This is a genomic window from Paenarthrobacter sp. NPDC090522 (assembly GCF_044769225.1).
Lineage (GTDB): Bacteria > Actinomycetota > Actinomycetes > Actinomycetales > Micrococcaceae > Arthrobacter.
Genome location: NZ_JBIVXL010000002.1, coordinates 87439 through 108192, shown reverse-complemented (window position 1 = coordinate 108192; position 20754 = coordinate 87439). Strand labels below are relative to the sequence as shown.

Annotated in this window: 18 protein-coding genes and 3 tRNA genes; 6 read left to right on the top strand and 15 right to left on the bottom strand. The window is 64.2% G+C overall.

What is annotated here, in order from left to right; all coding sequences use genetic code 11:
• Positions 1 to 14: 14 nt before the first annotated feature.
• From ACIQT2_RS02585 to ACIQT2_RS02575, 3 genes are all read right to left on the bottom strand, one after another.
• On the bottom strand, positions 15 to 500 hold the full coding sequence (locus ACIQT2_RS02585) for a GtrA family protein (protein ID WP_402943311.1): 486 nt from the start codon (positions 498 to 500) through the stop codon (positions 15 to 17).
• A 17-nt stretch (positions 501 to 517) separates the two neighbouring features.
• Positions 518 to 1366, bottom strand: a complete 849-nt coding sequence (locus tag ACIQT2_RS02580) for a fumarylacetoacetate hydrolase family protein (RefSeq protein WP_402943308.1) — start codon at positions 1364 to 1366, stop codon at positions 518 to 520.
• A gap of 100 nt (positions 1367 to 1466) precedes the next feature.
• Positions 1467 to 2030, bottom strand: a complete 564-nt coding sequence (locus tag ACIQT2_RS02575) for a DM13 domain-containing protein (RefSeq protein ID WP_402943306.1) — start codon at positions 2028 to 2030, stop codon at positions 1467 to 1469.
• A 116-nt stretch (positions 2031 to 2146) separates the two neighbouring features.
• On the opposite strand from ACIQT2_RS02575, the gene ACIQT2_RS02570 reads away from it, so the two are divergent.
• Both ACIQT2_RS02570 and ACIQT2_RS02565 read left to right on the top strand, forming a co-directional pair.
• Positions 2147 to 3361, top strand: a complete 1215-nt coding sequence (locus tag ACIQT2_RS02570) for an SLC13 family permease (RefSeq protein WP_402943303.1) — start codon at positions 2147 to 2149, stop codon at positions 3359 to 3361.
• Positions 3362 to 3364: 3 nt separating this feature from the next.
• A complete protein-coding gene (locus tag ACIQT2_RS02565; RefSeq protein WP_402943300.1) occupies positions 3365 to 3991 on the top strand; it encodes a PRC-barrel domain-containing protein in 627 nt (208 codons plus the stop codon).
• On the opposite strand, the gene ACIQT2_RS02560 is transcribed toward ACIQT2_RS02565, so the two are convergent.
• The gene (locus ACIQT2_RS02560; protein WP_400330356.1) at positions 3988 to 4668 is read right to left on the bottom strand and encodes a DUF1684 domain-containing protein; all 681 of its coding nucleotides are present in this window, start codon (positions 4666 to 4668) and stop codon (positions 3988 to 3990) included. The two genes, ACIQT2_RS02565 and ACIQT2_RS02560, sit on opposite strands and share 4 nt — an antisense overlap.
• A 55-nt stretch (positions 4669 to 4723) precedes the next feature.
• Between ACIQT2_RS02560 and ACIQT2_RS02555 the strand changes: the two genes are divergently transcribed.
• Positions 4724 to 5575 (top strand): hypothetical protein, encoded by an 852-nt coding sequence (locus tag ACIQT2_RS02555; protein ID WP_402943297.1) that lies wholly within the window; start codon positions 4724 to 4726, stop codon positions 5573 to 5575.
• 65 nt (positions 5576 to 5640) lie between these two features.
• Positions 5641 to 6447 carry a transglutaminase family protein gene (locus tag ACIQT2_RS02550; RefSeq protein WP_402943294.1) on the top strand — a complete coding sequence of 269 codons (807 nt, stop codon included), beginning with the start codon at positions 5641 to 5643 and terminating at the stop codon, positions 6445 to 6447.
• Here the strand turns inward: ACIQT2_RS02550 and ACIQT2_RS02545 are convergent, their stop codons facing one another.
• The 7 genes from ACIQT2_RS02545 to bcp all read right to left on the bottom strand — a co-directional run bounded on the left by ACIQT2_RS02545 (position 6448) and on the right by bcp (position 15469).
• Entirely contained in the window at positions 6448 to 6933 is a 486-nt protein-coding gene (locus tag ACIQT2_RS02545; protein WP_402943290.1) for a MarR family winged helix-turn-helix transcriptional regulator, read from the bottom strand.
• Positions 6933 to 8057: an LLM class flavin-dependent oxidoreductase gene (locus tag ACIQT2_RS02540; protein WP_402943287.1), complete on the bottom strand. Its 1125-nt coding sequence runs from the start codon at positions 8055 to 8057 to the stop codon at positions 6933 to 6935. The genes ACIQT2_RS02545 and ACIQT2_RS02540 overlap by 1 nt, the downstream gene beginning before the upstream one ends.
• 149 nt (positions 8058 to 8206) lie before the next feature.
• Positions 8207 to 11404 (bottom strand): efflux RND transporter permease subunit, encoded by a 3198-nt coding sequence (locus ACIQT2_RS02535; RefSeq protein WP_402943284.1) that lies wholly within the window; start codon positions 11402 to 11404, stop codon positions 8207 to 8209.
• A 64-nt stretch (positions 11405 to 11468) separates the two neighbouring features.
• Complete coding sequence (locus ACIQT2_RS02530) at positions 11469 to 12974, bottom strand: malate:quinone oxidoreductase (RefSeq protein ID WP_402943281.1); 1506 nt, start codon at positions 12972 to 12974, stop codon at positions 11469 to 11471.
• Positions 12975 to 13053: 79 nt separating this feature from the next.
• Positions 13054 to 14721, bottom strand: a complete 1668-nt coding sequence (locus tag ACIQT2_RS02525) for an ABC transporter substrate-binding protein (protein ID WP_400330373.1) — start codon at positions 14719 to 14721, stop codon at positions 13054 to 13056.
• Positions 14722 to 14853: 132 nt separating this feature from the next.
• Positions 14854 to 14935: transfer RNA gene (locus ACIQT2_RS02520), tRNA-Leu, on the bottom strand.
• Between the two features lie 60 nt (positions 14936 to 14995).
• Complete coding sequence (gene bcp, locus ACIQT2_RS02515) at positions 14996 to 15469, bottom strand: thioredoxin-dependent thiol peroxidase (protein WP_402943279.1); 474 nt, start codon at positions 15467 to 15469, stop codon at positions 14996 to 14998.
• A gap of 85 nt (positions 15470 to 15554) precedes the next feature.
• Here bcp and ACIQT2_RS02510 point away from each other — a divergent pair, with 85 nt between their 5' ends.
• Complete coding sequence (locus tag ACIQT2_RS02510) at positions 15555 to 16007, top strand: MarR family winged helix-turn-helix transcriptional regulator (protein WP_400330379.1); 453 nt, start codon at positions 15555 to 15557, stop codon at positions 16005 to 16007.
• 82 nt (positions 16008 to 16089) lie between these two features.
• Here ACIQT2_RS02510 and ACIQT2_RS02505 read toward each other — a convergent pair.
• The 4 genes from ACIQT2_RS02505 to ACIQT2_RS02490 form a co-directional block, all read right to left on the bottom strand.
• Positions 16090 to 16165, bottom strand: a tRNA-Lys gene (locus ACIQT2_RS02505).
• Positions 16166 to 16358: 193 nt separating this feature from the next.
• Positions 16359 to 16434: transfer RNA gene (locus ACIQT2_RS02500), tRNA-Lys, on the bottom strand.
• A 117-nt stretch (positions 16435 to 16551) separates the two neighbouring features.
• On the bottom strand, positions 16552 to 17727 hold the full coding sequence (locus ACIQT2_RS02495) for a PQQ-dependent sugar dehydrogenase (protein ID WP_402943276.1): 1176 nt from the start codon (positions 17725 to 17727) through the stop codon (positions 16552 to 16554).
• Between the two features lie 37 nt (positions 17728 to 17764).
• Complete coding sequence (locus tag ACIQT2_RS02490) at positions 17765 to 18739, bottom strand: hypothetical protein (protein WP_402943273.1); 975 nt, start codon at positions 18737 to 18739, stop codon at positions 17765 to 17767.
• A 185-nt stretch (positions 18740 to 18924) separates the two neighbouring features.
• Between ACIQT2_RS02490 and ilvD the strand changes: the two genes are divergently transcribed.
• Positions 18925 to 20643 carry a dihydroxy-acid dehydratase gene (ilvD, locus tag ACIQT2_RS02485; RefSeq protein WP_402943271.1) on the top strand — a complete coding sequence of 573 codons (1719 nt, stop codon included), beginning with the start codon at positions 18925 to 18927 and terminating at the stop codon, positions 20641 to 20643.
• Positions 20644 to 20754: the final 111 nt, after the last annotated feature.

Here is a 20754-nt window from a genome sequence, read left to right as displayed (position 1 = left end):
CTACCTGTCCGCTGCTACACGTGGCGGGCGCGGCGGAAGATCCAATGCCGCAGGAGCGTGAATCGCACTGCTGTGGCAACAAACCCTGACAGCGTGGTGGTCCAGAGTTCCTCGCTGACCGTGGCCTCAGGCCGGAACAGGTGCAGGACGCCCAAACTGCCACCGGTGATGAACAGCGCAATGACAATCACGATCACGCCGTTCAGGTGGTCCTGTGCACGTTTCTTGCCACCGGTGATCTTGAAGGTCAGCCGGCGGTTCAGTGCGGTGTTCATGAGCGACGTCAGGATCAAGGCCACGGCGTTGGCGAGCTGGGGATCGATCCACGGACGGAGCAGGGCGTAGATGCCCAGTGAGCTCGCCGTGCACATGATTCCCACGCCCGTGAAGCGGATGAGCTGACGGACAACCGGGTACTTGAAGAGGCCGCGGTGGCGTTTGCGGGGCGGTTTGGCCGGGGGAGACGGGCGCAGTCCAGTGGCGTCCGCGGCTGTCTCCATGGCTTAAGCCTGACACATTAAGCCGGCTGGTTCTCCCACGTGGCCTCTATCACCGGGTTGCGCAGCTCGCCGATGCCCTCCACCCGGCACGACACGACGTCCCCGGGCAGGATCCGCGCGCACTCAGCGGGAAAGCCGGTGAGAACCAGGTCGCCGGGGTGCAGGGTCATGAAGGACGTCAGGTAGGCCATGATTTCGTCCACCTTCCACCCAAGGTCCGCCGTGCTCGCGGCCTGAAGCTCCTTGCCGTTGTGGACGATCCGGATCGCGAGGTTTGAATCATCCAGATCGGTGACGATCCATGGTCCGGCCGGGGTGAAGGTGTCCTGGCTCTTGGCGCTGATCCAGAGTTCATCGGTTTTCTGGAGGTCGCGGGCGGAGACGTCGTTACCAATGGTGTACCCCAGGACGGCCGACCTCGCCGTCTCGAGGGTCAGGCCCCGCGCTATCCGGCTGACAACGATGGTCAGCTCGGCCTCCGGGTCCACATAGCCCACGGTGGAACTGAGCTGGATGGCCTCATCCGGTCCGATCACGCTCGTGGCCGCCTTGTGGAAGGCCTGGGGTGGCAGGTCGCGTCCGGGCTGGCCCGTATTGTGGGCCATGCCGAACACGTTGGCCGGGACCGAGGGAGCCAGGAAGGTGAAGAGGTCCTGGTGCACCACCGTGCCGGTTTCCCAGCCGGGCCGGGCCGGGCTGGGCGCGTTGGCGCGTGATCCGGGGAACGGGGTTTCGATGAGCGTCCACTGCTGTCCGGCGTCCGAATCGAAGTCCTTGTCATTGTTGGACGCGAAGAACTGTTCATCCGGCGTCTGGGGTTCAAGGGGCCGAATGCGGGCGATGCGGCGGGGAAGCGAGGAGGTCATGAAGACATCCTACGTCCTCCCATGCAATGGCAGGGCCGTTTTACGCCCCACGTCGCAGCCTGGGCACAGAGTGCGGGCCCCACAACGACTCGTGCGGGTCTCAGGAGAGCGGGGCCGATCCAAAAGCGACGCTGAATCGGTTGCACCAAAGGACCACCGATGTCAGCCCGGCCACATCGGTTCCGGCAGGAATGTCGTAATTGTGGTTTCCGTGCGTGGCCTTGACCGGACCGAGGTCCACAGAGCGGCCTGAGCGGTACTTGAACCAATCGCCGCCCGCCTCCAGGCTGCTCAACCACACCTTGACATCCGGCCCGTCGCTGCTGGCCAGATTTTCCAGGCGGAGCACGTGGCTGCCATCCGGGAGCTTCAGCAACCGGGCAGCGCCCGTGGTCTCGTGTTCCTGGGATTGGAACGTGCCCGAGCTGACGATCATCGGTCCGCTTGGCGTGGGCGTTCCCGTCGGGACAGCAGAAGCAGGCGTCACCGGCGATGAGCTCGCGGCCACCGGGGCGGCCGGGAGTGCTTCGTCCAGGCTGCTGCTGGTGAAGAGCCGCCACGGCTGGAACAGTGCTGCCCCCACCACTATGGCCACGGCCACGGCAGCTCCCGCCAGGGCAGTGGCTGTCTTGTGTGCCCGGACAAGACTCCGGAATCTGGTCATGGTTCAAGGCTAGGCTGCGGGCAACGGCCCTGGGGGCGCCATTGCTTACGGTAGTGTGACGCGGTTCCCGTGCGGCAGGCAGGTTGAGCACAGTACACGGGCTTAGAATCCGTTCCATGCGTCTGGCGATCATTGGTGCGGTCCTGCTGGTTGCCGGTGGCATTGCCGCGGCAACGGGAATTCTGCCATGGGACCAAGTGGGCGTGCTCGTGGACCGGGTGGCTCCCATCATGGGGTTTGTTGCCGCGATGACCGTTGTCACGGAACTGGCCAGCGAGGCCGGTGTTTTCCAATGGATCGCAGGCAGGCTCCGGCACTGGGGCCGTGGTCGGAGCTACGCCTTATGGCTGCTCCTGGCCGTGCTCGCCATCCTGAGCACCATCTTCCTGTCCATCGACACCACGGCCGTGCTGCTGACACCGGTGGTCGTGACGGTCACCAGGCGGACCGGACTCCCGGTCCTGCCGTTTGCCTTGGCCACCGTGTGGCTGGCGAACACGGCGAGCCTGCTGTTGCCGGTGTCCAACCTGACAAACCTCCTTGCACAGCACAACCTGGGTGGCATCAGCCCTGCCGGCTTCGCCGCACTCATGTGGGCGCCTTCGCTGGCAGCCATCGTGGTGCCGCTGGCCTTCATTGCCATCGTGTTCCGTCGGGACCTGCGGCGCACCTATGCGCGGGTTCCCGTGAACAAGATCAAGCCCGACGCCGGGACCTCCCGGCAGCCGACGGACCGGGTGCTGCTGCTTGCGTCGGCCATCGTCCTGGCGCTGCTGCTTCCCGCCTTGGTTTCGGGGCTTCCGCTCTGGCTCTCAGCGACAGCGGCCGCCGCTGTACTGCTCGTGATGTTTGCCATCCGGCGTCGCCGGTCACTCACCATCCAGCTGGTGCCGTGGTCCTTGCTCCTGTTTGCCGCGGGCCTGTTCCTGGTGGTGGAAGCCACTCGCTACCTTGGCTTGCCTGCGCTCATCGGACAGTTTTCCGGCCAGGGAGAAGGCTTCGTGGAACTGCTCAGGCTGGCCGCCACGGGAGCCTTGGGGTCCAACATCGTGAACAACCTCCCTGCCTACCTGCTGGCTGAGCCTCTGGCCGGGTCCCCGTTGCGGACGGGTGCACTGCTCATCGGCGTCAATGCCGGGCCCCTCATCACGCCGTGGGCTTCCCTGGCCACCTTGTTGTGGCACGACCGCCTCACCAAGATGAATGTCCTCATCAGCTGGCGTGGCTACGCGTTGTTCGGCTTGATCGTGGCGCCGTTGACGGTTGTGGCAGCTGTGGCACTCCTGGCGCTCGCCGTTGGTGCGGCACAGGTCTTCGGTGCGGCACAATGAACCATGCTCAGTCTTGAGGACCTGGACAATATTGTGGCCAACGGCGGGACGGTAGTGGACTCCGCCGGAGTGAAGATTGGTTCGGTGGAACAGATTTTCCTGAGTGGCGAGTCGGGCGACCCGGCCTTCGTCACGGTTCGGACGGGTTTCTTCGGCCTCTCAGAATCGTTCGCGCCGTTGGCCGGTGCCGAGGTTGAGGACTCCACCATCAAACTGGCCGTGGTCAAGGACCAGGTGGAAAAGGGACCCAGGATCGACAACGACCGGGGAGTCATCACTGAAGGCCAGGAAAAGGAACTCTACGAGTACTTTGCCTTGGTTGGATCGGGCCAGGATGCCACGGCGTCGACGTCCGGGACATCAGGCGCTGACGGCGGACCTGCAGCCGCGCCGGAGGTCGACAAGGACGGTTCGGAATCGGCCGATCGCCTGCCCGTACAGCCGCAAGGACACCCTGCGCCGCCACCCCTGCGCCACCAGGTTCCGCCGCCGCATCTGCGCAAGCACGTGCCGGGTGCTGTTCCACCACCCCCACCGGTGCCCGGCCCGCCGCGACCACCGCATGGACATGGTGGACCTCCCGGTCCACCGCCGCCTCCGCCGGACCACGGACCGCTGCACGAGCACTAAGCGGGTACGTAAAGCTCCCCGACGGGGATCTCAGAGGCGAGCCGGTTGGCCGGGCCCGCGAGTGGACAAGCCCACGCTTCGTTGTAGGCGCACGAGGGGTTGTAGGCGAAGTTGAAGTCCACAACGAACTCCTGTTCTTCGCCGCTGCGGCGGACTCCGTGGAAGGCTCCCTTGATGGTGTCCAGGAGGTACCGCCCCGCTCCGTAGCTCCCACCGTCCTTCCCTGCAGTGGCGTCCCGGAAAGGTACGAAGATTCCGCCGCCGTAGCTGCGCAGGCGCCAAGCGGCCAGGGAACCGAGTCCCGGAAGCTCGAAAGTGCCGATACGGACGAAAGGAACAACACCGTCCGTCCCCGTAGACACGTTCATTTCCTGTCCTTCGCCCTCCGGCGACAACGGAACGTATAAACGGAAGGCGGGATCGTAGTCGGCGGTCCGCAGCCCGGAGAAGGAGGCTTTGACGTCATCCGTCAGCGCCGAGGCCGGGTGCGTGGCGAACATGCGGTCCCGCTCCTGCCGCCAGTAGTTGTGGGCGTCGAAGGGGTCGTGCGCCGCCAACTGCCGCACATGGTGGTACAGCGCGAAGGTCCGCAGGCGCCAGTCGGCGACGTCCACTGCGGACAGGGTGGGGATGTCGTCGTCGAACTCGGAAAATTCGTCGGTACTTTCGGGAGCCATGTCCACAGCCTAGTCCTGTGCGTGTCGCGGGACCTGCGCCGGATAGGCTTTCCCCATGGAGGGCATGACAAAACCCATCACCGTCGCCGGCCGGATCGCCGCCCTGGCCGCCGCCGTCGTGGTCCTTGTGGCCGGGACGACAGCCTGCACGGCCCAGAACAAGGGTCCCCAGGTTTCGGACACCGCCACGGCGCGGCCCAACAGCTCGGAGTCCGGTACCGTGCCCGCGTCGCCGTCGGGCGAAAGCACGACGCCGGCACCGCCTTCCGGAGGCAGCCTGCCGTCCACGGCTCCCGGCGGTTCCGAGTCGCCGGAGGCCGTACCCACGGCATTGTCCTGGAAGACCTACACCGATCCGGCGAAAAGCGTCAGCTTCGAGGTACCCCAGGAGTGGATCGTGCAATCTGTGGCTCCGGATGCAGGTTCCCTTCCCGGTGCTTTGAAGGTGGAGGTGAAGGATGCCGCCGGAAAGTACGTGGCAACCCTGCAAACAGGTCTGCCCGCCGCTGCTCCCGCGGATTGCCCCGTGGGGCAGGCCAAACCGTATGTAGTGATCAGCAGCGTTCCCCTCGATGTGCCGCACTCCGGGGGTGTCGGCACGATCGAACCCCGCGTGGTGTTCAGGGTCATCCAGGGGTACAAGTTCTTCGGCTCGTTCGGCATCACCAATGTGGTGGCCGGCGCGGATGGTCAGTCCTGCGAGCTTCGTAACCGCGTGCAGGGTCCTGCCGGCAAGGGGGATATTGCTTTTGGGGACGTCACCGCGCTGCACGCGTTCGCCGTGGATGAGAAGGTGGCGCCCGCCAAGTCCTTCGACACCTTGGACCTGGCCGCAAAGTATGTGGCGCATGGTGCCGAATTCGCGAACGTCCAGCGGATGCTACTGTCTCTGAAGGTCAATCTGTAGTCCTGCTGTTGGCCGATACACGCACGGCGGCATGGGGTGTCCCGCCGCAACCATCCCGGAGATCAATGGAACGCAACGTAGCTGCCAAGCTCGTTTTCAAGACCGTCGCGAACACCAAGGTTGCCATGGCCATTGCCGTGGCCCGCAACCCCGGCTACGAATCCCTGAGCGAAACGCTCTCCATCACCAGCGACGGCAATGATGTCCCGTTCGCCGAGCTCGCGGACCATCACGGCGGACGCTTCCAGTACATGGAGTTCGCGGAGCCGAGCGAAGTCACCGTGGACTACCAGGCCACCGTGGTGGGCAGGGGGGAACCCGATGCCTCCGGGCCGATGGAACTGATCCGCTATGTCCGCCCGAGCCGGTACGCGGAGTCGGACAGGCTGCTTCCTACCTCCTATGCCGAGTTTGGCGGCCTGCACGGGACGGAACTCCTCTCAGCCGTGCGCAACTGGGTCCACGGGGAGCTGCGCTACGTCAGCGGCTCGTCGCGTGGCACGGACGGTGCGGTGGAGACGCTCCTGCACCGCCGCGGCGTGTGCCGCGACTTCGCGCACCTGGCCATCGCCCTCCTGCGGTCCAAGGACGTGCCCGCGCGCCTGGCGGCCGTGTACGCCCCGGGCCTGAGTCCCATGGATTTCCACGCCGTTGCCGAGGCCTACATCGATGGCGGCTGGCAGGTCATCGATCCCACCGGGCTGGCGCCGCGCGAAGCCATGCTGCGGATTACGGCCGGAAGGGACTCCTCGGACACGGCGTTCCTGTCCACGGTTGGGGGCAGCCTCTCCCTCAAGACGCTGAAGGTCAGTGCAGAGGTTAACGGCGAACTGCCCGGGGAAGACCCTGGGCAGCACGTCACCTTGGGCTGACTACTTCCCGCCTGCCACAGGATGGCCGGCCACGGACGCCCGCAGCTTCTCCGTCAGGCGGAGGAGCTCCCGCTGTTCCTCGGCAGTCAAGGCCGGGGCCACCAGGTGGGCAATGTCCCGCACGTGCTCGCGGCCGATGGTTTTTTGCAACTCCCTGCCCGCTTCGGTGAGGGAGAGCAGGACTCCCCGGCCGTCGTCGGGCGCTGCTGTCCGCTCCACCAGGCCGCGCTTCTCCAGCCGGTCGATTAGCCGGCTGAGGCTGGATTGGCTCAAGAGGACCTTGTCGTTGATCTCGTTCTGGCGCAGCTGGCCCGAAGGGCAGCGCGAGAGGGTGAACAGGACGTCGTACTCCTTGACGGGCAGCGCCTTGAAGGCAGGACCCGATTGCAGCTTGCGCATCACCGCCACCTGGGAGCGGAACAAGGACTCCCAGGTTTCGGCGGCGAGGCGGACGGCCGAAGAAGCAGTGGCTGTTGGGCCGGACATCAGGATTCCCGTCCCGCGGTTCCGGCCTCGGCGGATTCGCTGACGCTGGCCTCCAAGGCGGCGGCCACTCGCGAGGCGTGGGTTGGAGCGTCGGGCACATGTGCCGGCTTCGAGTCAGCGTACTCCTTGCGCAGCACCGGAAGGACTTCCTCGCCAAAGAGGTCCAGTTGCTCCAGGACCGTCTTCAGCGGAAGACCGGCGTGGTCGATCAGGAACAGCTGCCGCTGGTAGTCGCCGAAGAATTCCCGGAACGTGAGGGTCTTCTCGATCACTTCCTGCGGGCTGCCCACGGTCAGGGGCGTCTGCGAGGTGAAGTCCTCCAATGACGGACCGTGGCCGTAGACCGGTGCGTTGTCGAAGTACGGGCGGAATTCCTTCACGGCGTCCTGCGAGTTCTTCCTCATGAAGAACTGGCCACCCAACCCGACAATCGCCTGGTCTGCCTTGCCGTGGCCGTAGTGTTCGTAGCGCTCACGGTAGAGGCCAATCAGCTGCTGGTAGTGCTCCTTGGGCCAGAAGATGTTGTTGGCGAAGAAACCGTCGCCGTAGTAGGCGGCCACTTCGGCGATCTGCGGCGTGCGGATGGAACCGTGCCACACGAAGGGGGCCACGCCGTCGAGCGGACGCGGGGTGGACGTGAAGTTCTGCAGCGGCGTGCGGAACTTGCCGGACCAGTTGACCGTGTCCTCGTCCCACAGCTTGCGGAGCAGGCTGTAGTTCTCGATCGCAAGCTCGATCCCGTCCTGGATGTTCTTGCCGAACCAAGGGTAGACCGGGGCGGTGTTGCCGCGGCCAAGGACCAGGTCCACCCTGCCATCGGACAGGTGCTGCAGCATGGCGAAGTCCTCGGCGATCTTCACGGGATCATTGGTGGTGATCAGCGTGGTTGCCGTGGAGAGCGTAATCCGCTCGGTCTGTGCTGCGATGTAGGCCAGCGTGGTGGTGGGGGAGGAGGAGAAGAACGGCCGGTTGTGGTGCTCGCCGATGGCGTAGACATCCATGCCGATTTCTTCGACCTTCTTGGCGATGGCCATGGAGGCCTTGATGCGCTCGTTCTCCGTGGGCGTGCGGCCCGTGGTGGGGTCTGTGGTGATGTCGCTGACGCTGAAAACGCCGATCTGCATGATGTGCCTTTCTCCCTGCCCGAAGTCCCGGGCCCTGCTCAACAGTGTACCTGAAACTAGATGCATTTGCATCTATCACTGCCTGTAACAGGACAGGGCCGGGAAATGTTCCCGGCCCTGTCCTGTTGTTGCCTGCTTGGAGAATGCGGCTATTCCGCGGGGTTGTGGGCGGCCCGCCTGCCGGTGACCCGCGGTACGGCACCCGTGGTCCAGTCGCCGAAGTCGCCGTCTCCGCCGTTGCCCTTTGCCGGTTCAGGCTTCTGGTGGAGGGCTTTCTGGAGCTCCTTCTTCTCCCGGCGGCCTTCCACCAGTTTGTAGAGGACCGGCACCAGAACCAGCGTCAGCGCCGTGGACGAGACCAGGCCGCCGATCACCACAATGGCCAACGGCTGTGAAATGAACCCCCCGCCGCCCGTCAGGCCCAGGGCCATGGGAGTCAGGGCAAACACCGTGGCCAGGGCGGTCATGAGGATGGGACGCAGGCGCTGCCGGGCACCGTGGGTGATGGCGTCCGCGACGCTCATCCCCGGCCTTCCATCGTGCGGTTTCCGGTATTGGTTAATGAGGTCGATCAGCACGATGGCGTTGGTCACCACGATCCCCACCAGCATCAGCATGCCGATCAGCGAGGGGAGGCCCAGCGGAACGCCCGTCAACAGCAGGAGCCCCACGGCCCCTGTTGCGGCGAAGGGCACCGAGACCAGCAGGATCAGGGGCTGGATGAGCGACTTGAAGGCCGCCACCATAATGACGTAGACAATCGCGATTGCCGCCAGGAGGGCCAGGCCCAGCTGCCTGAACGACTCGGCCTGCTGCGTCGTGGCCCCGCCGATGGCGGCCGTGACGCCGGCCGGCAGCTGTACGGAGGCCAGTCGCTCCTGCACCGCGGCGCTGACGCTGCCCAGGTTGGAGCCCGACGGCGTCACGGTCACCTTCGCGGTGCGCTGGCCGTTGCTGCTGGTGATGGACACCGGAGTGTCCACCTGCTCGACGGCGGCAATGAAGTCGAGCGCCACCGGACCCCGCACCGTGGGCAGCTGGAGCGCCTTGACCGCGGCAATGCTCGTGAAGCGGGTGCCCTTGCCGATCTGGACCGGGAAATCGTTGGTGCTGATCCGGACCGTACCGGCCGGAAGGGGGCTGACCGTCGAGGCGAGGAAGGCTCCCACCTGTTCCTCGGTCAGTCCTGCGGCCACGGTTTTGGCCCGGTCCACCCGGACCTGGACCACGGGTTGGCTGGCTGCGAGGTTGGTGGAGACTTCCGTACTCCCCGGCACCCCGTCCATTGCTTTCACCATCGCGTCGCTGGCTGTTTGCAGATCGGCGGAATTGGCCGCCTTGATGGTGATGTCCACCGTGGAGGACGTGCCGAAGCCACCCTGCTGGGAGCCAACGGTGATCTTGCCCGCTGCATCGGCCAGCTTGGCCCGGACGTCGTCCTGGAGCTTCTTCTGGTTGGCCTTCTCGTCGGTGACGATGGTGAAGGTCGAATTCGAAGCGCCGGTGGATGTCAGGGCCGCAAAGCCTGTTTGGGCGTTGCCGGAGGTCACCTGGACGTCCTTGATGCCCTCCGTGCCCCGCAGGATGTCCTCCACTTTGCCGGCTTCCTGGCTGGTCGCCTCAAGGCTGGTGCCGGCCGGGAGGACCTGGCGCACCGTCATGCTGTTCTCTCCGGACCGGCCCAGCAGGTCCGTGGCCAGCAGGGGAGACGCCGCGGCGGTGGCCACGAGGATCAGGACGGCGGCGGTAAGGGTGATGACCGGGTGCTTCTGCGTCTTGGCAAGTATGGGCAGGTACCCACGCTGGAGTCGGGTCCGCTGCTCGGCTTCCCTGGCCTGCTCGGCAGTGGTGGCGGTTGGCTCCGCGGCTTCCCGGGCCGGCGCAGCGAGGAACCAATAGGCGAGCACGGGAACGATCGTCAGCGAAACGAGCAGGGAGGACAGCAGGGCGATGGTGACCGTCAAGGCAAACGGCCGGAACAGTTCGCCGGCGAGATCGCCCACGAAGGCGATGGGCAGGAAGACCGCCACAGTGGTGAGGGTGGAGGCGGTAATTGCGCCGGCGACTTCCCGGATGGAGGTGACGATCGCCGTCAGCTTGGGCTCGCCGTAGCTCAAGTGCCGCTTGATGTTCTCAATGACCACGATCGAGTCGTCCACCACGCGGCCAATCGCAATGGTCAACGCACCCAGCGTCAGGATGTTCAACGAGTAGCCCGTGGCCGAGATCCCGATGAAGGTGATCAGGAGGGACAGCGGGATGGAAACGGCAGTGACCAAGGTGGACCGGACCGACATCAGGAACACCAGGATCACGGCCACGGCAAAGCCCAGGCCCAGGAGACCCTCTGTGGTGAGGTCCTTGATGGACTTTTCGATGAACGGCGCTTGGTCGAAGACCGGGGTGAAGACCGCGTTGTTGCCGAGCTCGTCCTGCATCGGGCCGATGGCGTCGCGAACGGCATGCGAGATGGCGACAGTATCGCCTTCGGGTTTCTTGGTGACGGACAATGCAAGGGTCGGTTTGCCGTTGGTCCGCGTGATGGACGTGGCTGCGTCGTCCTCGATGCTGACATCGGCCACTGCCCCAATGGTTGCTGCGCCCTTGGCTCCTGTCAGCGGAAGGCCCTTGATGACGTCCAGCGAGTCGACGGGGCTGCCGAGCTGGAGGGAGAGCGTCTTGCCCTGGTCCTCGATGGTGCCCACCGGAACCAGTGCGCCGTTGTTCTTCAAAGCAGCGCTGATGGACTGGACGGAGGCCCCGGAGCTTGCCAGGTCCGCGGGCCGCGGTTGGACCAGGATGTGCTGCGTGGCGCCGCCCGTCACGTCGGCGCCACGGACGCCGTCGATCTTTTGGAGGCGCGGAACACTCAGGCGCTGGAGGTCGGCGTTCAGCTCGCTCAAGGGCTTGTCCGAGGACACCGCCAGGAAAACGATGGGGAAATCGCTGATGTTCCCGGCAATGGACTGGGGTTCGACGTCGGCGGGCAGCACGCGCTTGGCGTTGGAGATGGCCCGGTCGATCTGGTTCCTGGCCCTGTCCAGGTTGGACCCATAGGTGAACACCATGGTGATCTGCGAAACGCCGTTGCGCGAGGTGGAAGTGGTGGACTCGAGCCCCTCCACGCTGTTCAGCGCCGTTTCGAGGGGCCGGCTGAGTTGCTTGTCCACCACTTCCGGGGACGCGCCCGGCATGGAGGTGACCACGGTGATCTGGGGGAACTCAATGGATGGGATGAGCTCCTGCTTGAGCGAACCCATGGTGATCACGCCGAACACCGCCGCAAAGACGGTGATCAGCGCGATCAGGGCCCGGTTTCCCAGGGACAGCGTGGCCAGGCGGAACATTGCATTGTCTCCTGAGGTCTACGGAAGTGTTCGGCTGACGGGAACCGGCCGCAGCCCCTGGATACTAGCTCTGGAGCGCGGGTGCGGTGTCCAATTGCAGGGAACGCGCAGTGCTGGCTTCGAGTTCCGCGGCAAGCTCCGGGTTCTCGTTGAGCTTGACGCCGTAGCCCGGCATCATGTCCTTGAGCTTGGACTGCCAGCCCTTGAAGTTCTTCGGGAAGGACTTCTGCAGCAGTTCGATCATGATCGGCACGGCAGTGGAGGCTCCCGGGGAAGCGCCAAGCAAGGCACCGATCGAGCCATCGCGGGAAGCGATCACCTCGGTGCCGAACTGCAGGATGCCACCCTTTTGCGGGTGCTTCTTGATGATCTGTACGCGCTGTCCGGCGGTAATGAGTTCCCAGTCGCCACCGGCGGCCTCGGGGTAGTACTCGCGCAGGGATTCCACCTTGGCTTCGTGGCGCTTGGCCACTTCCTTGATGAGATAGGCCGTGAGGTCCATGTTGTCCTTGGCCACTGCCAGCATGGGAATGATGTTTCCAGGGCGGATGGACAAGGGAAGGTCCAGGTAGCTGGAGGTCTTCAGGAAGTTGGTGGAGAAGCCTGCGTAGGGGCCGAAGAGGAGCGAACGCTTGCCGTCCACGAAGCGGGTATCCAGGTGGGGGACGGACATGGGCGGAGCCCCCACGGAAGCCTGGCCATAGACCTTGGCGCTGTGCTGGGACGTGATGGCCTCATCGGTGCAACGGAAGAACTGTCCGGAGACGGGGAAGCCGCCGTAGCCCTTGCTCTCCGGAATGCCGGAGGCCTGCAGCAAGTGGAGGGCGCCGCCGCCCGCCCCGACGAAGACGAACTTGGCATGGATCCTGCCGTGCTCGCCGGACTTTGCGTGCTTGAGGGACAGGTCCCAGCCGCCGCCGGCGGCGCGGTTGATGTTGGTCACGTCATGGCCGTAGTTGACCTCTGCACCGCTGCTGCGCAGGTAGCTGGTCAGCTCGCGGGTCAGGGCGCCAAAATCGACGTCGGTGCCTTCAGCTGCGCGCGTTGCAGCGACCCGCTGCTTGCGGTCGCGGCCCTTGACGATCAACGGTGCCCACTTGGCGATCTGCGCCTGGTCCTCGGTGTATTCCATGCTCCGGAACAGGGTGTTGGGCTTGAGGGCCTCATAGCGGGTCTTGAGGAAGTTCGCGTGGTCGTCGCCAATGACGAAGCTCATGTGCGGAACGGTGTTGATGAAGCCCTTGGGGGAGCCGATCACGTTGCTGTCCACCAGGTGGGACCAGAACTGGCGCGAAAGCTGGAACTGCTCGTTGATGTGGATGGCCTTGGCGGGGTCCACCGAGCCGTCCTTGGCCGCGGGGGAGTAGTTGAGCTCACACAGCGCGGCATGGCCGGTACCGGCGTTGTTCCAGGGGCCGGAGCTTTCCAGCCCGGCTTCGTCGAGGCGTTCGAACAGGGAGATGGTCCAGGTGGGTTCAAGCTGCTTGATGAACGCACCCAGGGTGGCACTCATGATTCCGCCGCCAATAAGGACGACGTCGGCATGTTGAGTCTTGGAAATGAAGGTCACAATCAATCTCCGATAGCGGCGGCACTGGCTGTCACAGAATATCCCCGTGCGCACCCAATACTGAAATTGCCGGGAATCGTCAAGGCTTTAAGCGGACGTTTGTGAAAACTTCGTTCAAGACCGGGGATGCAGGGTAGCTTTCCACCTTGTTGGAGAGCGCCAGGGCGGAGATCGGGAAGGCTATCGGCACGGCAGGTACGGACGCTGCGATCTCTGCGTTGATGGACTGGTACTCGGTGTTCCTGGCGTCACCGTTGGGAAGCGCGCGGGCACGTTCGATCTTGTGGAACACCTCCGCGTCCGAGTAGCCGAACTCGGGCCGCGCCTCGCCGAACAGTGGTCCCAGGAAGTTGTCGGCATCCGCATACGAGCCGTTCCAGCCCAACAGGTGCAAAGCGTGGTCACCAGGGGACTGGACCTTTTGCAGGTAGCCGTCCTCCCAGTTGATGGGAACGGGCTTGACATTGATCCCTACGGCGACCAGCTGGCGGCTGATCTCCGCGTAGACCTTCTCCGGCGTCGGGAGGTAGGCGCGCGTGGCGTTGAGGGGGTAGTAGAACTTGAGTTCTTCGCCGTTATAGCCGGCCTTCTTCAGGAGTTCCTTGGCCTTGTCCGGGTTGTAGCCCAGCGACGGAGCGTTGTTATTGAAGCCACTGAGCTTCGGGGGTACGAACTGGGAAGCTTGGGCCGTGTTGTCGATGAAGAAGCGGCGGATCAGCGTTTCCTTGTCGATGGACATCTCAATGGCCTGCCGCACCTCAAGCTTGTCCAGCGGGGCCACGGCCTGGTTGATGCCCAGGTACATCACGGAAAAGGGATCACGCTGGATGATCTGGACGCCCTTCTTAACCAGTTGGTCGAAGGTGCCGGACGTCACGAGGTCGTAGGCATCGATCTTGCCGTCCAGCAAGGCCTGCTGCCTCGTTTCGGCGCGGTCATAAGGAATGAAGTTGATCGTGGCGATCTGGCCCCTGTTGCCCCAATAGGACTCATTGCTGGTCAAGGTGACCTTCTGCTCGTCCCATGCACTGAACGTGTACGGGCCGGTGCCAACCGGGTGGGTGGCGTAGGCGGAGATCGCCTGGCCGTTCCGTGTCGTGTCCAGGACGTTGGCCTTCTGGGCTTCCAGCGCCTTGGGGGAGGAGATCGCGAAGGCGGGAAGTGTCAAAGCCTGCAGGAAACCCGTGAAAGGACGTGTCAGGTTGATCTGCACCTTGGTGGGCGCAACAACTTTGCAGTCCTTGAAGATTGAGAACACCGGCTCATCCGAGTAGGCCTTGAAGACGCCCTGGAAGGAGATTCCCGGTGCTTGCTTGCGGAGGTCCGCGGAGAAGGTGAACCAACGGTTGAAATTGGCGCAAACCGCCGTCGCGTCGAAGGGCGTGCCGTCGTGGAACGCGACCTTTTCGCGCAGCGTGAAGTCATAGCTCAGCCCGTTGTTGCTGTCCTTCCATTCCGTGGCAAGCAGCGGAGTGGTCTGCCCGGTGGAGCCGTCCACGCCGACGAGGCCTTCGAGGACCTGCCGGGTCACCCTGTAGGCCTCGGAATCGGACGTCATGGCGGGATCCAGTCCCAGCGGCATGGAAGCCGTGCCAAAGTTGAAGGTAGCGGTGGGGGCTGCCGGGGCTGAACTTCCCGTGGAAGAAGACGGCGGGGGCCCGGGAGTTCCCGTGCAGGCGGCCAATCCAAGGGCCAGGATGACGGCACCGCACTGCTTGCCCAGTCGCCGTATCTTGCTGCTTGCCACTCTTGTCCCCTCAAGCCGGTTGGAAGTGGTCCTGACCGGCTTCGGCCAGACCGCATTCCAGTGTAATTGAACGTCCTGTGAGCCACCGGTCCACGAAGAAGGCACCCCCGGCAAGTGCCGGGGGTGCCACTGTGCGCAAGGGGGGACTTGAACCCCCACGCCCGAAGGCACAGGAACCTAAATCCTGCGTGTCTGCCAATTTCACCACTCGCGCTGGGTGGCCATGACCAACCCGGGGAAGGCCATGGCGGTGTATCGGGCTACAGTCTACCCGCTACTTATCGAGCTTGAGGTCCCGGCGCAGCTTGGCAACGTGGCCGGTTGCCCGGACGTTGTACTGGGCCAGTTCCACTTTCCCCTGGGGATCGATCACCACGGTGGACCGGATGAGGCCCATGTAGGTCTTGCCGTAGTTCTTCTTCTCTCCCCAGGCTGCGTACGCGTCGGCGACAGCGTGGTCCTCGTCGGAGAGCAGTGGAAAGGTCAGTTGTTCTTCCGTGGCGAACTTGGCCAGGGCTGCGGGGGAGTCGGGTGAGATTCCGAGGACCTCGTAGCCTGCACCCTTGAGCGATGCCAGCGAGTCCCGGAAGTCGCACGCCTGTTTGGTACATCCGGGTGTGGAGGCCGCCGGATAGAAGTAGACGATTGTTTTCTTGCCTCGAAAGTCCGAGAGGCTGATCCTGCTGCCGTCTTTGTCAGTCAGTGTGAAGTCCGGGGCTGGGTCCCCGGGAATGAGTCGTTCCGCCACAATTTGCTCCTAGATAACGTTCGCGATTCCCCAGTTTAGTGTGCGGAAGCCACGGCACCGGGTGCCCGCCGCATATACTGGCGGCATGCCTGATATGGAGAGATGGCCCACGACGCGACTGCTTTCGACCGCTGCGCGGCTCGTGGAAATCTCGTGGAACGAAAAATTAAAAGCTATTGGACTGACCCATGCAGGCGTTATTGCCATGCAGGTACTCGCGGTCAAAGGCCCTATCACCCAGGCCGCCCTGGCCGAAGTAGCTCGCGTGAAGGCCCAGACCATGGGAACCACCCTGGCGCGGCTCGAACTCCACGGGCATGTGACCCGGCACCGTAGCGACTCGGACCGTCGCAGCCATGTGGTCACGTTGACCGAGGCCGGAAGGGAAGCCCTCTCGGAAGCCGTGAAGCTCGAGCAGGACGTGCTGGCCCCGGTGGCCGTGGATACTGCCAGGCTCCGTGACGAACTGCGGATCGTTGTGCGCGGACTCATTGGAGCCCCCATCAAAGAAGAACCTACTGACGACATCAACCTCTAGGCGGTTCCTGGCTTCGGCCAGGAGCGCTTTGGGCATAAAGAAAAGGCTTCGACCGTCCATGACGGTCGAAGCCTTTTCTTTTTGGTGCACCCCCCGGGACTCGAACCCGGAACCCATTGATTAAGAGTCAATTGCTCTGCCAGTTGAGCTAGAGGTGCAGCTGTTGTTTCGGTTTCTTCGAGGAATTGTTTTCCTCGTTGACCGCCGCAACGACAGACAACTCTACACTACTTTTTCGGCGGTGATGACCACTTTGTACAAACAGTGACGGACCGCACAGTCTTCCATTCCCAGGATCCAAAGTGGACAGCAAAAAGCCCCGAAGTGAAATTCACTTCGGGGCTTTTTCTTTGGTGCACCCCCCGGGACTCGAACCCGGAACCCATTGATTAAGAGTCAATTGCTCTGCCAGTTGAGCTAGAGGTGCAACTGTTGATTTCGATCGGCCTTGGGGCTTTTAGTTCCTTGGCGATCTCCGCAACGACAAGTAACTCTACACGACTTCCCCGGAACTGTGAAATCGTCCGTGGGATTGCATGGCTGGTCAGGGCTGAGGCTCCAAAACCAGCACGAAGTCAGGGTTTCTGTTGTTGCTCAGCACCCAAAGGGAGCCGTCAGGGGCCTTCGCCACATCCCTGAGCCGTCCATATTCCGCTGTGAAGAAAGCCACAGGAGTGCCTGCGGTTTCACCGTTGAGCGGGACCGCCCATAAGCGCTGTCCGCGAAGCGCACCGGTGTAGGCCACACCGTCGATGATTTCCAGGCCACTCGGTGACGCATCCGCCGTCGACGGCCACACCGCCTTGGCATCCAGGAAGCCGCTCCTCCCGGGCGCCCCGGTGACGGTGGGCCAGCCGTAGTTGCCGCCGGGGGTGACCAGGTTCAGTTCGTCGTCCACGTCAGGGCCGAACTCGCTGGCCCAGAGCCGTCCGTCAGCGTCCCAGGCGAGTCCTTGGACGTTCCGGTGCCCGTAGCTGTACACGGGGTTGTCGCCGAACGGGTTGCCCGGGGCCGGGTTGCCATCGGGGGTCAGCCGCAGGATCTTGCCGCCCAGGGCCTTGATGTCCTGCGGTTGGTCCCGGCGCTGCGAGTCTCCCGTGCCAACGTAGAGGAATCCGTCGGGGCCGAAACGGATCCGGCCCCCGTTGTGCGTGGAGGCCTTGGGAATTCCGGAGAAGACAACGTCCGGTTCGCCGAGCATGAGGCGGCCGCCGGCGTCGCGGGCCATTTTCATCCGGGCGATGCGGTTATCCGCTGCCGAAGTGAAGTAGGCGTACAGCCACCGGTCGGAGGCGAAGTCCGGGGACACGGCAAGTCCCAGCAAACCGCCTTCTCCGCCGGGTTCGACGCCGGGGACCTCGCCGATGGTTGTGGCCCGGCCGTCGCGGATTTCCTTGAGGAGGGTCGTATCGCGTTCGGATATGACGGCTGCACCGTCCGGGAGGAACACCACCGACCACGGAAGCTGCAGCCCGACGTCGAGCCTTTCCTTGAGCTGCGGGCTGGCAGGCGTAGCTTCCGACGACGAGGAGTCCGACGTTCCACTGCCCGTCGACGCCGTACCGCCTTGTTGTTGCGTACCACCGGGTGTCGCGGCAGTTCCGGGAGACGATGGACTGCCCGTGCAGGCGGCCAGGACCGGCATCAGGGAGCAAGCCACAGCCAGCGCACGCACCTTCAGGGAGAGGCGTGGGGCAGGCGTCGCCTTGGTCCGGTTCATCTCGGGTGCCGGGCAGGGTTCATGGTCCGCCGTCCGGCTAGTGCCGGTTGCGCCGCGGCGCGCGGAACCCGGCCGCTTCGGCGTGGGCCGCCGATTCGAACCAGACGTCGGCAGGAGCTTCGGCGTAGCTGGCGGCATCTTCGTCGTGGTAAGTCATGGTGGTGGCATCGCCCTTGACGGGGTACCCCTCCGGGCCGGTTCCATCCGCGGCCGCGCCCGCCGAGCCGGCGCCGTAGGGATGGTCTGCGGCCAGGTGTCCTGATGGGGAAGAAGGCGGTTGGTCGGACTCTTCCGCAGCCGCCGTTTCCGCCCCGGGAAGGGTGGGGGAGTGGGGATCGGTGTATTCGTGGTGGTGGACCGGAGTCCCGGCCGCGTCGGTCCAGGAGGACTCCCATTCGGCCTTGTCTGCTGCATCCTTGCCGGCTGCATCCTCGCCGGCTGGGTCCTTGCCCGTGGCATCATCGGCGCGTGCGACGTCGTCCGCGGTAGGTCCTGACTGCCAATCGTCGACGTCTCCGGCGTCCGCTGTTTCCACCGTGGCATGGGTGTCCACCACCGGTTCGTCCACTACAGGCTCATCGAGCACCGGAGTTTCCACCACAGGTTCGTTCGGCACGGTCTGACCGGTTTCCGGCGTGGAATCGACCGTGGCAGCCCCGGAGGGCCCGGCTGGGACTGCATCCGTCCCCGTCCCGGGAGCTGCTGTAGACGCCGAATCCGGTTCTTCCTCCGCGACGGGTTCGGTGGGTCCACTGCCCTCGGCGGCAGCCTTCCCAAGATTGGTGACGCCCGCAATGCCTGCGACGCCGGAGACAGCGGCTGCGGTGTCAGGGATGGAGGAAACATTGCTGGGTTCCATCGCGGCCGGCGGGGTTGTCCCGGGCTGCCCCGGGGTTCCGGTTCCGGAGCCGTTCGCGGCAGGCGCCGAATTCCTTGCGTTGTTCCGGCTTGTAAGCCACCAAACAATGGCGACAACCAGCACAATGACAATGACCCAAATCAACCAATCCATGGTGATGCCCTTCTGCTTCCGGGGTTTGCAGCGTTCCAGTGAGTCGTGATTCCGACGTTACGTGGCTGCCTATTGACTGTCCAGCACTTCGGGTGTCAGGGGGATTACCGGAAATATTCCTCTTTTTGCGTTTTTCCTGGCTTGGGCCGGTTCCCGGGAGGGCGTGGACACATAGACTTTGGGGCATGAGTGAGACCAGCCAGATTGCAGATACCGCGCCGGACATCAAACCCCGCAGCCGGGTTGTTACTGACGGCATTCACGCCGCTCCCGCACGCGGAATGTTCCGCGCCGTGGGCATGGGCGACGACGATTTCGAAAAGCCCCAAATCGGCGTCGCCAGTTCCTGGAACGAAATCACCCCTTGCAACCTCTCCCTGAACCGGCTTGCCCAGGGCGCCAAGGAAGGCGTCCACGCCGGTGGCGGGTTCCCCATGCAATTCGGCACCATCTCCGTCTCGGATGGTATTTCCATGGGACACGAGGGCATGCACTTTTCCCTCGTGTCCCGTGAAGTCATTGCCGATTCTGTGGAAACCGTCATGCAGGCCGAACGGATTGACGGTTCGGTGCTCCTTGCAGGCTGTGACAAGTCGCTGCCAGGCATGCTGATGGCCGCGGCCCGCCTGGACCTTGCCAGCGTCTTCCTTTACGCAGGTTCGATCATGCCCGGCTGGGTCAAGTTGGAGGACGGTTCCGAGAAGGAAGTCACCCTTATTGATGCCTTCGAAGCCGTGGGAGCCTGTGCAGCGGGAAAGATGAGCCGCGAGGACCTCACCCGCATCGAGAAAGCCATTTGTCCCGGGGAGGGGGCGTGTGGCGGCATGTATACGGCCAACACCATGGCGTGCATCGGTGAGGCCCTTGGCATGTCACTCCCCGGGTCCGCGGCGCCTCCTTCGGCAGACCGCCGTCGTGACGAGTTCGCGCGCAAGTCCGGCGAGGCCGTGGTCAACCTGCTCCGCCGTGGCATCACCGCGCGCGACATCATGACCAAGGAAGCTTTCGAGAACGCCATCGCCGTGACCATGGCCTTCGGCGGCTCTACCAACGCCGTCCTTCACCTGTTGGCCATCGCCCGTGAAGCCAACGTGGAGTTGACCCTGGCCGACTTCAACAGGATCGGGGACAAGATCCCGCACCTGGGCGACCTCAAGCCCTTCGGCCGGTACGTCATGACCGATGTGGACAGGATTGGCGGCGTGCCGGTCATCATGAAGGCACTGCTCGACGCCGGCTTGCTGCACGGCGACTGCCTCACCGTGACGGGCAAGATCCTCGCAGAGAACCTTGCGTCCATCAATCCGCCGGACCTCGACGGCAAGATCATCCGTGCCCTGGACAACCCCATCCACAAGACCGGCGGCATCACCATCCTCCACGGTTCCATGGCTCCCGAGGGTGCGGTGGTGAAGACTGCAGGCTTCGATGCGGATGTCTTCGAAGGGACCGCCCGCGTCTTCGAACGTGAGCAAGGCGCCCTGGATGCTTTGGACAACGGGGAGATCCACAAGGGTGACGTGGTGGTGATCCGCTATGAGGGACCCAAGGGTGGTCCGGGCATGCGCGAGATGCTCGCGATCACCGGAGCGATCAAGGGTGCAGGCCTGGGCAAGGATGTTCTGCTCCTCACCGACGGCCGCTTCTCCGGTGGTACAACCGGCTTGTGCATCGGACACGTCGCGCCGGAAGCGGTGGACGGCGGTCCCATTGCCTTCGTGAAGGACGGCGACCGCATCCGCGTGGACATCGCCGCCAGGTCCTTCGACCTCTTGGTGGACGAGGCCGAGCTTGAGGCCCGCAAGGTGGGCTGGGAGCCGCTGCCGGCGAAGTTCACCAAGGGCGTCCTCGCCAAGTACGCCAAGCTGGTGCACAGCGCCTCCACTGGCGCCTACTGCGGCTAGCGGCAAGCCCGGACTCCGCCCGTCCAGCCGTGGCGGAGTCCGGCACTTGGACACCGTTGTCCAAATAGTGGGATACGATGGTGCTCGATTGACACGTATCTCACTTAGAGG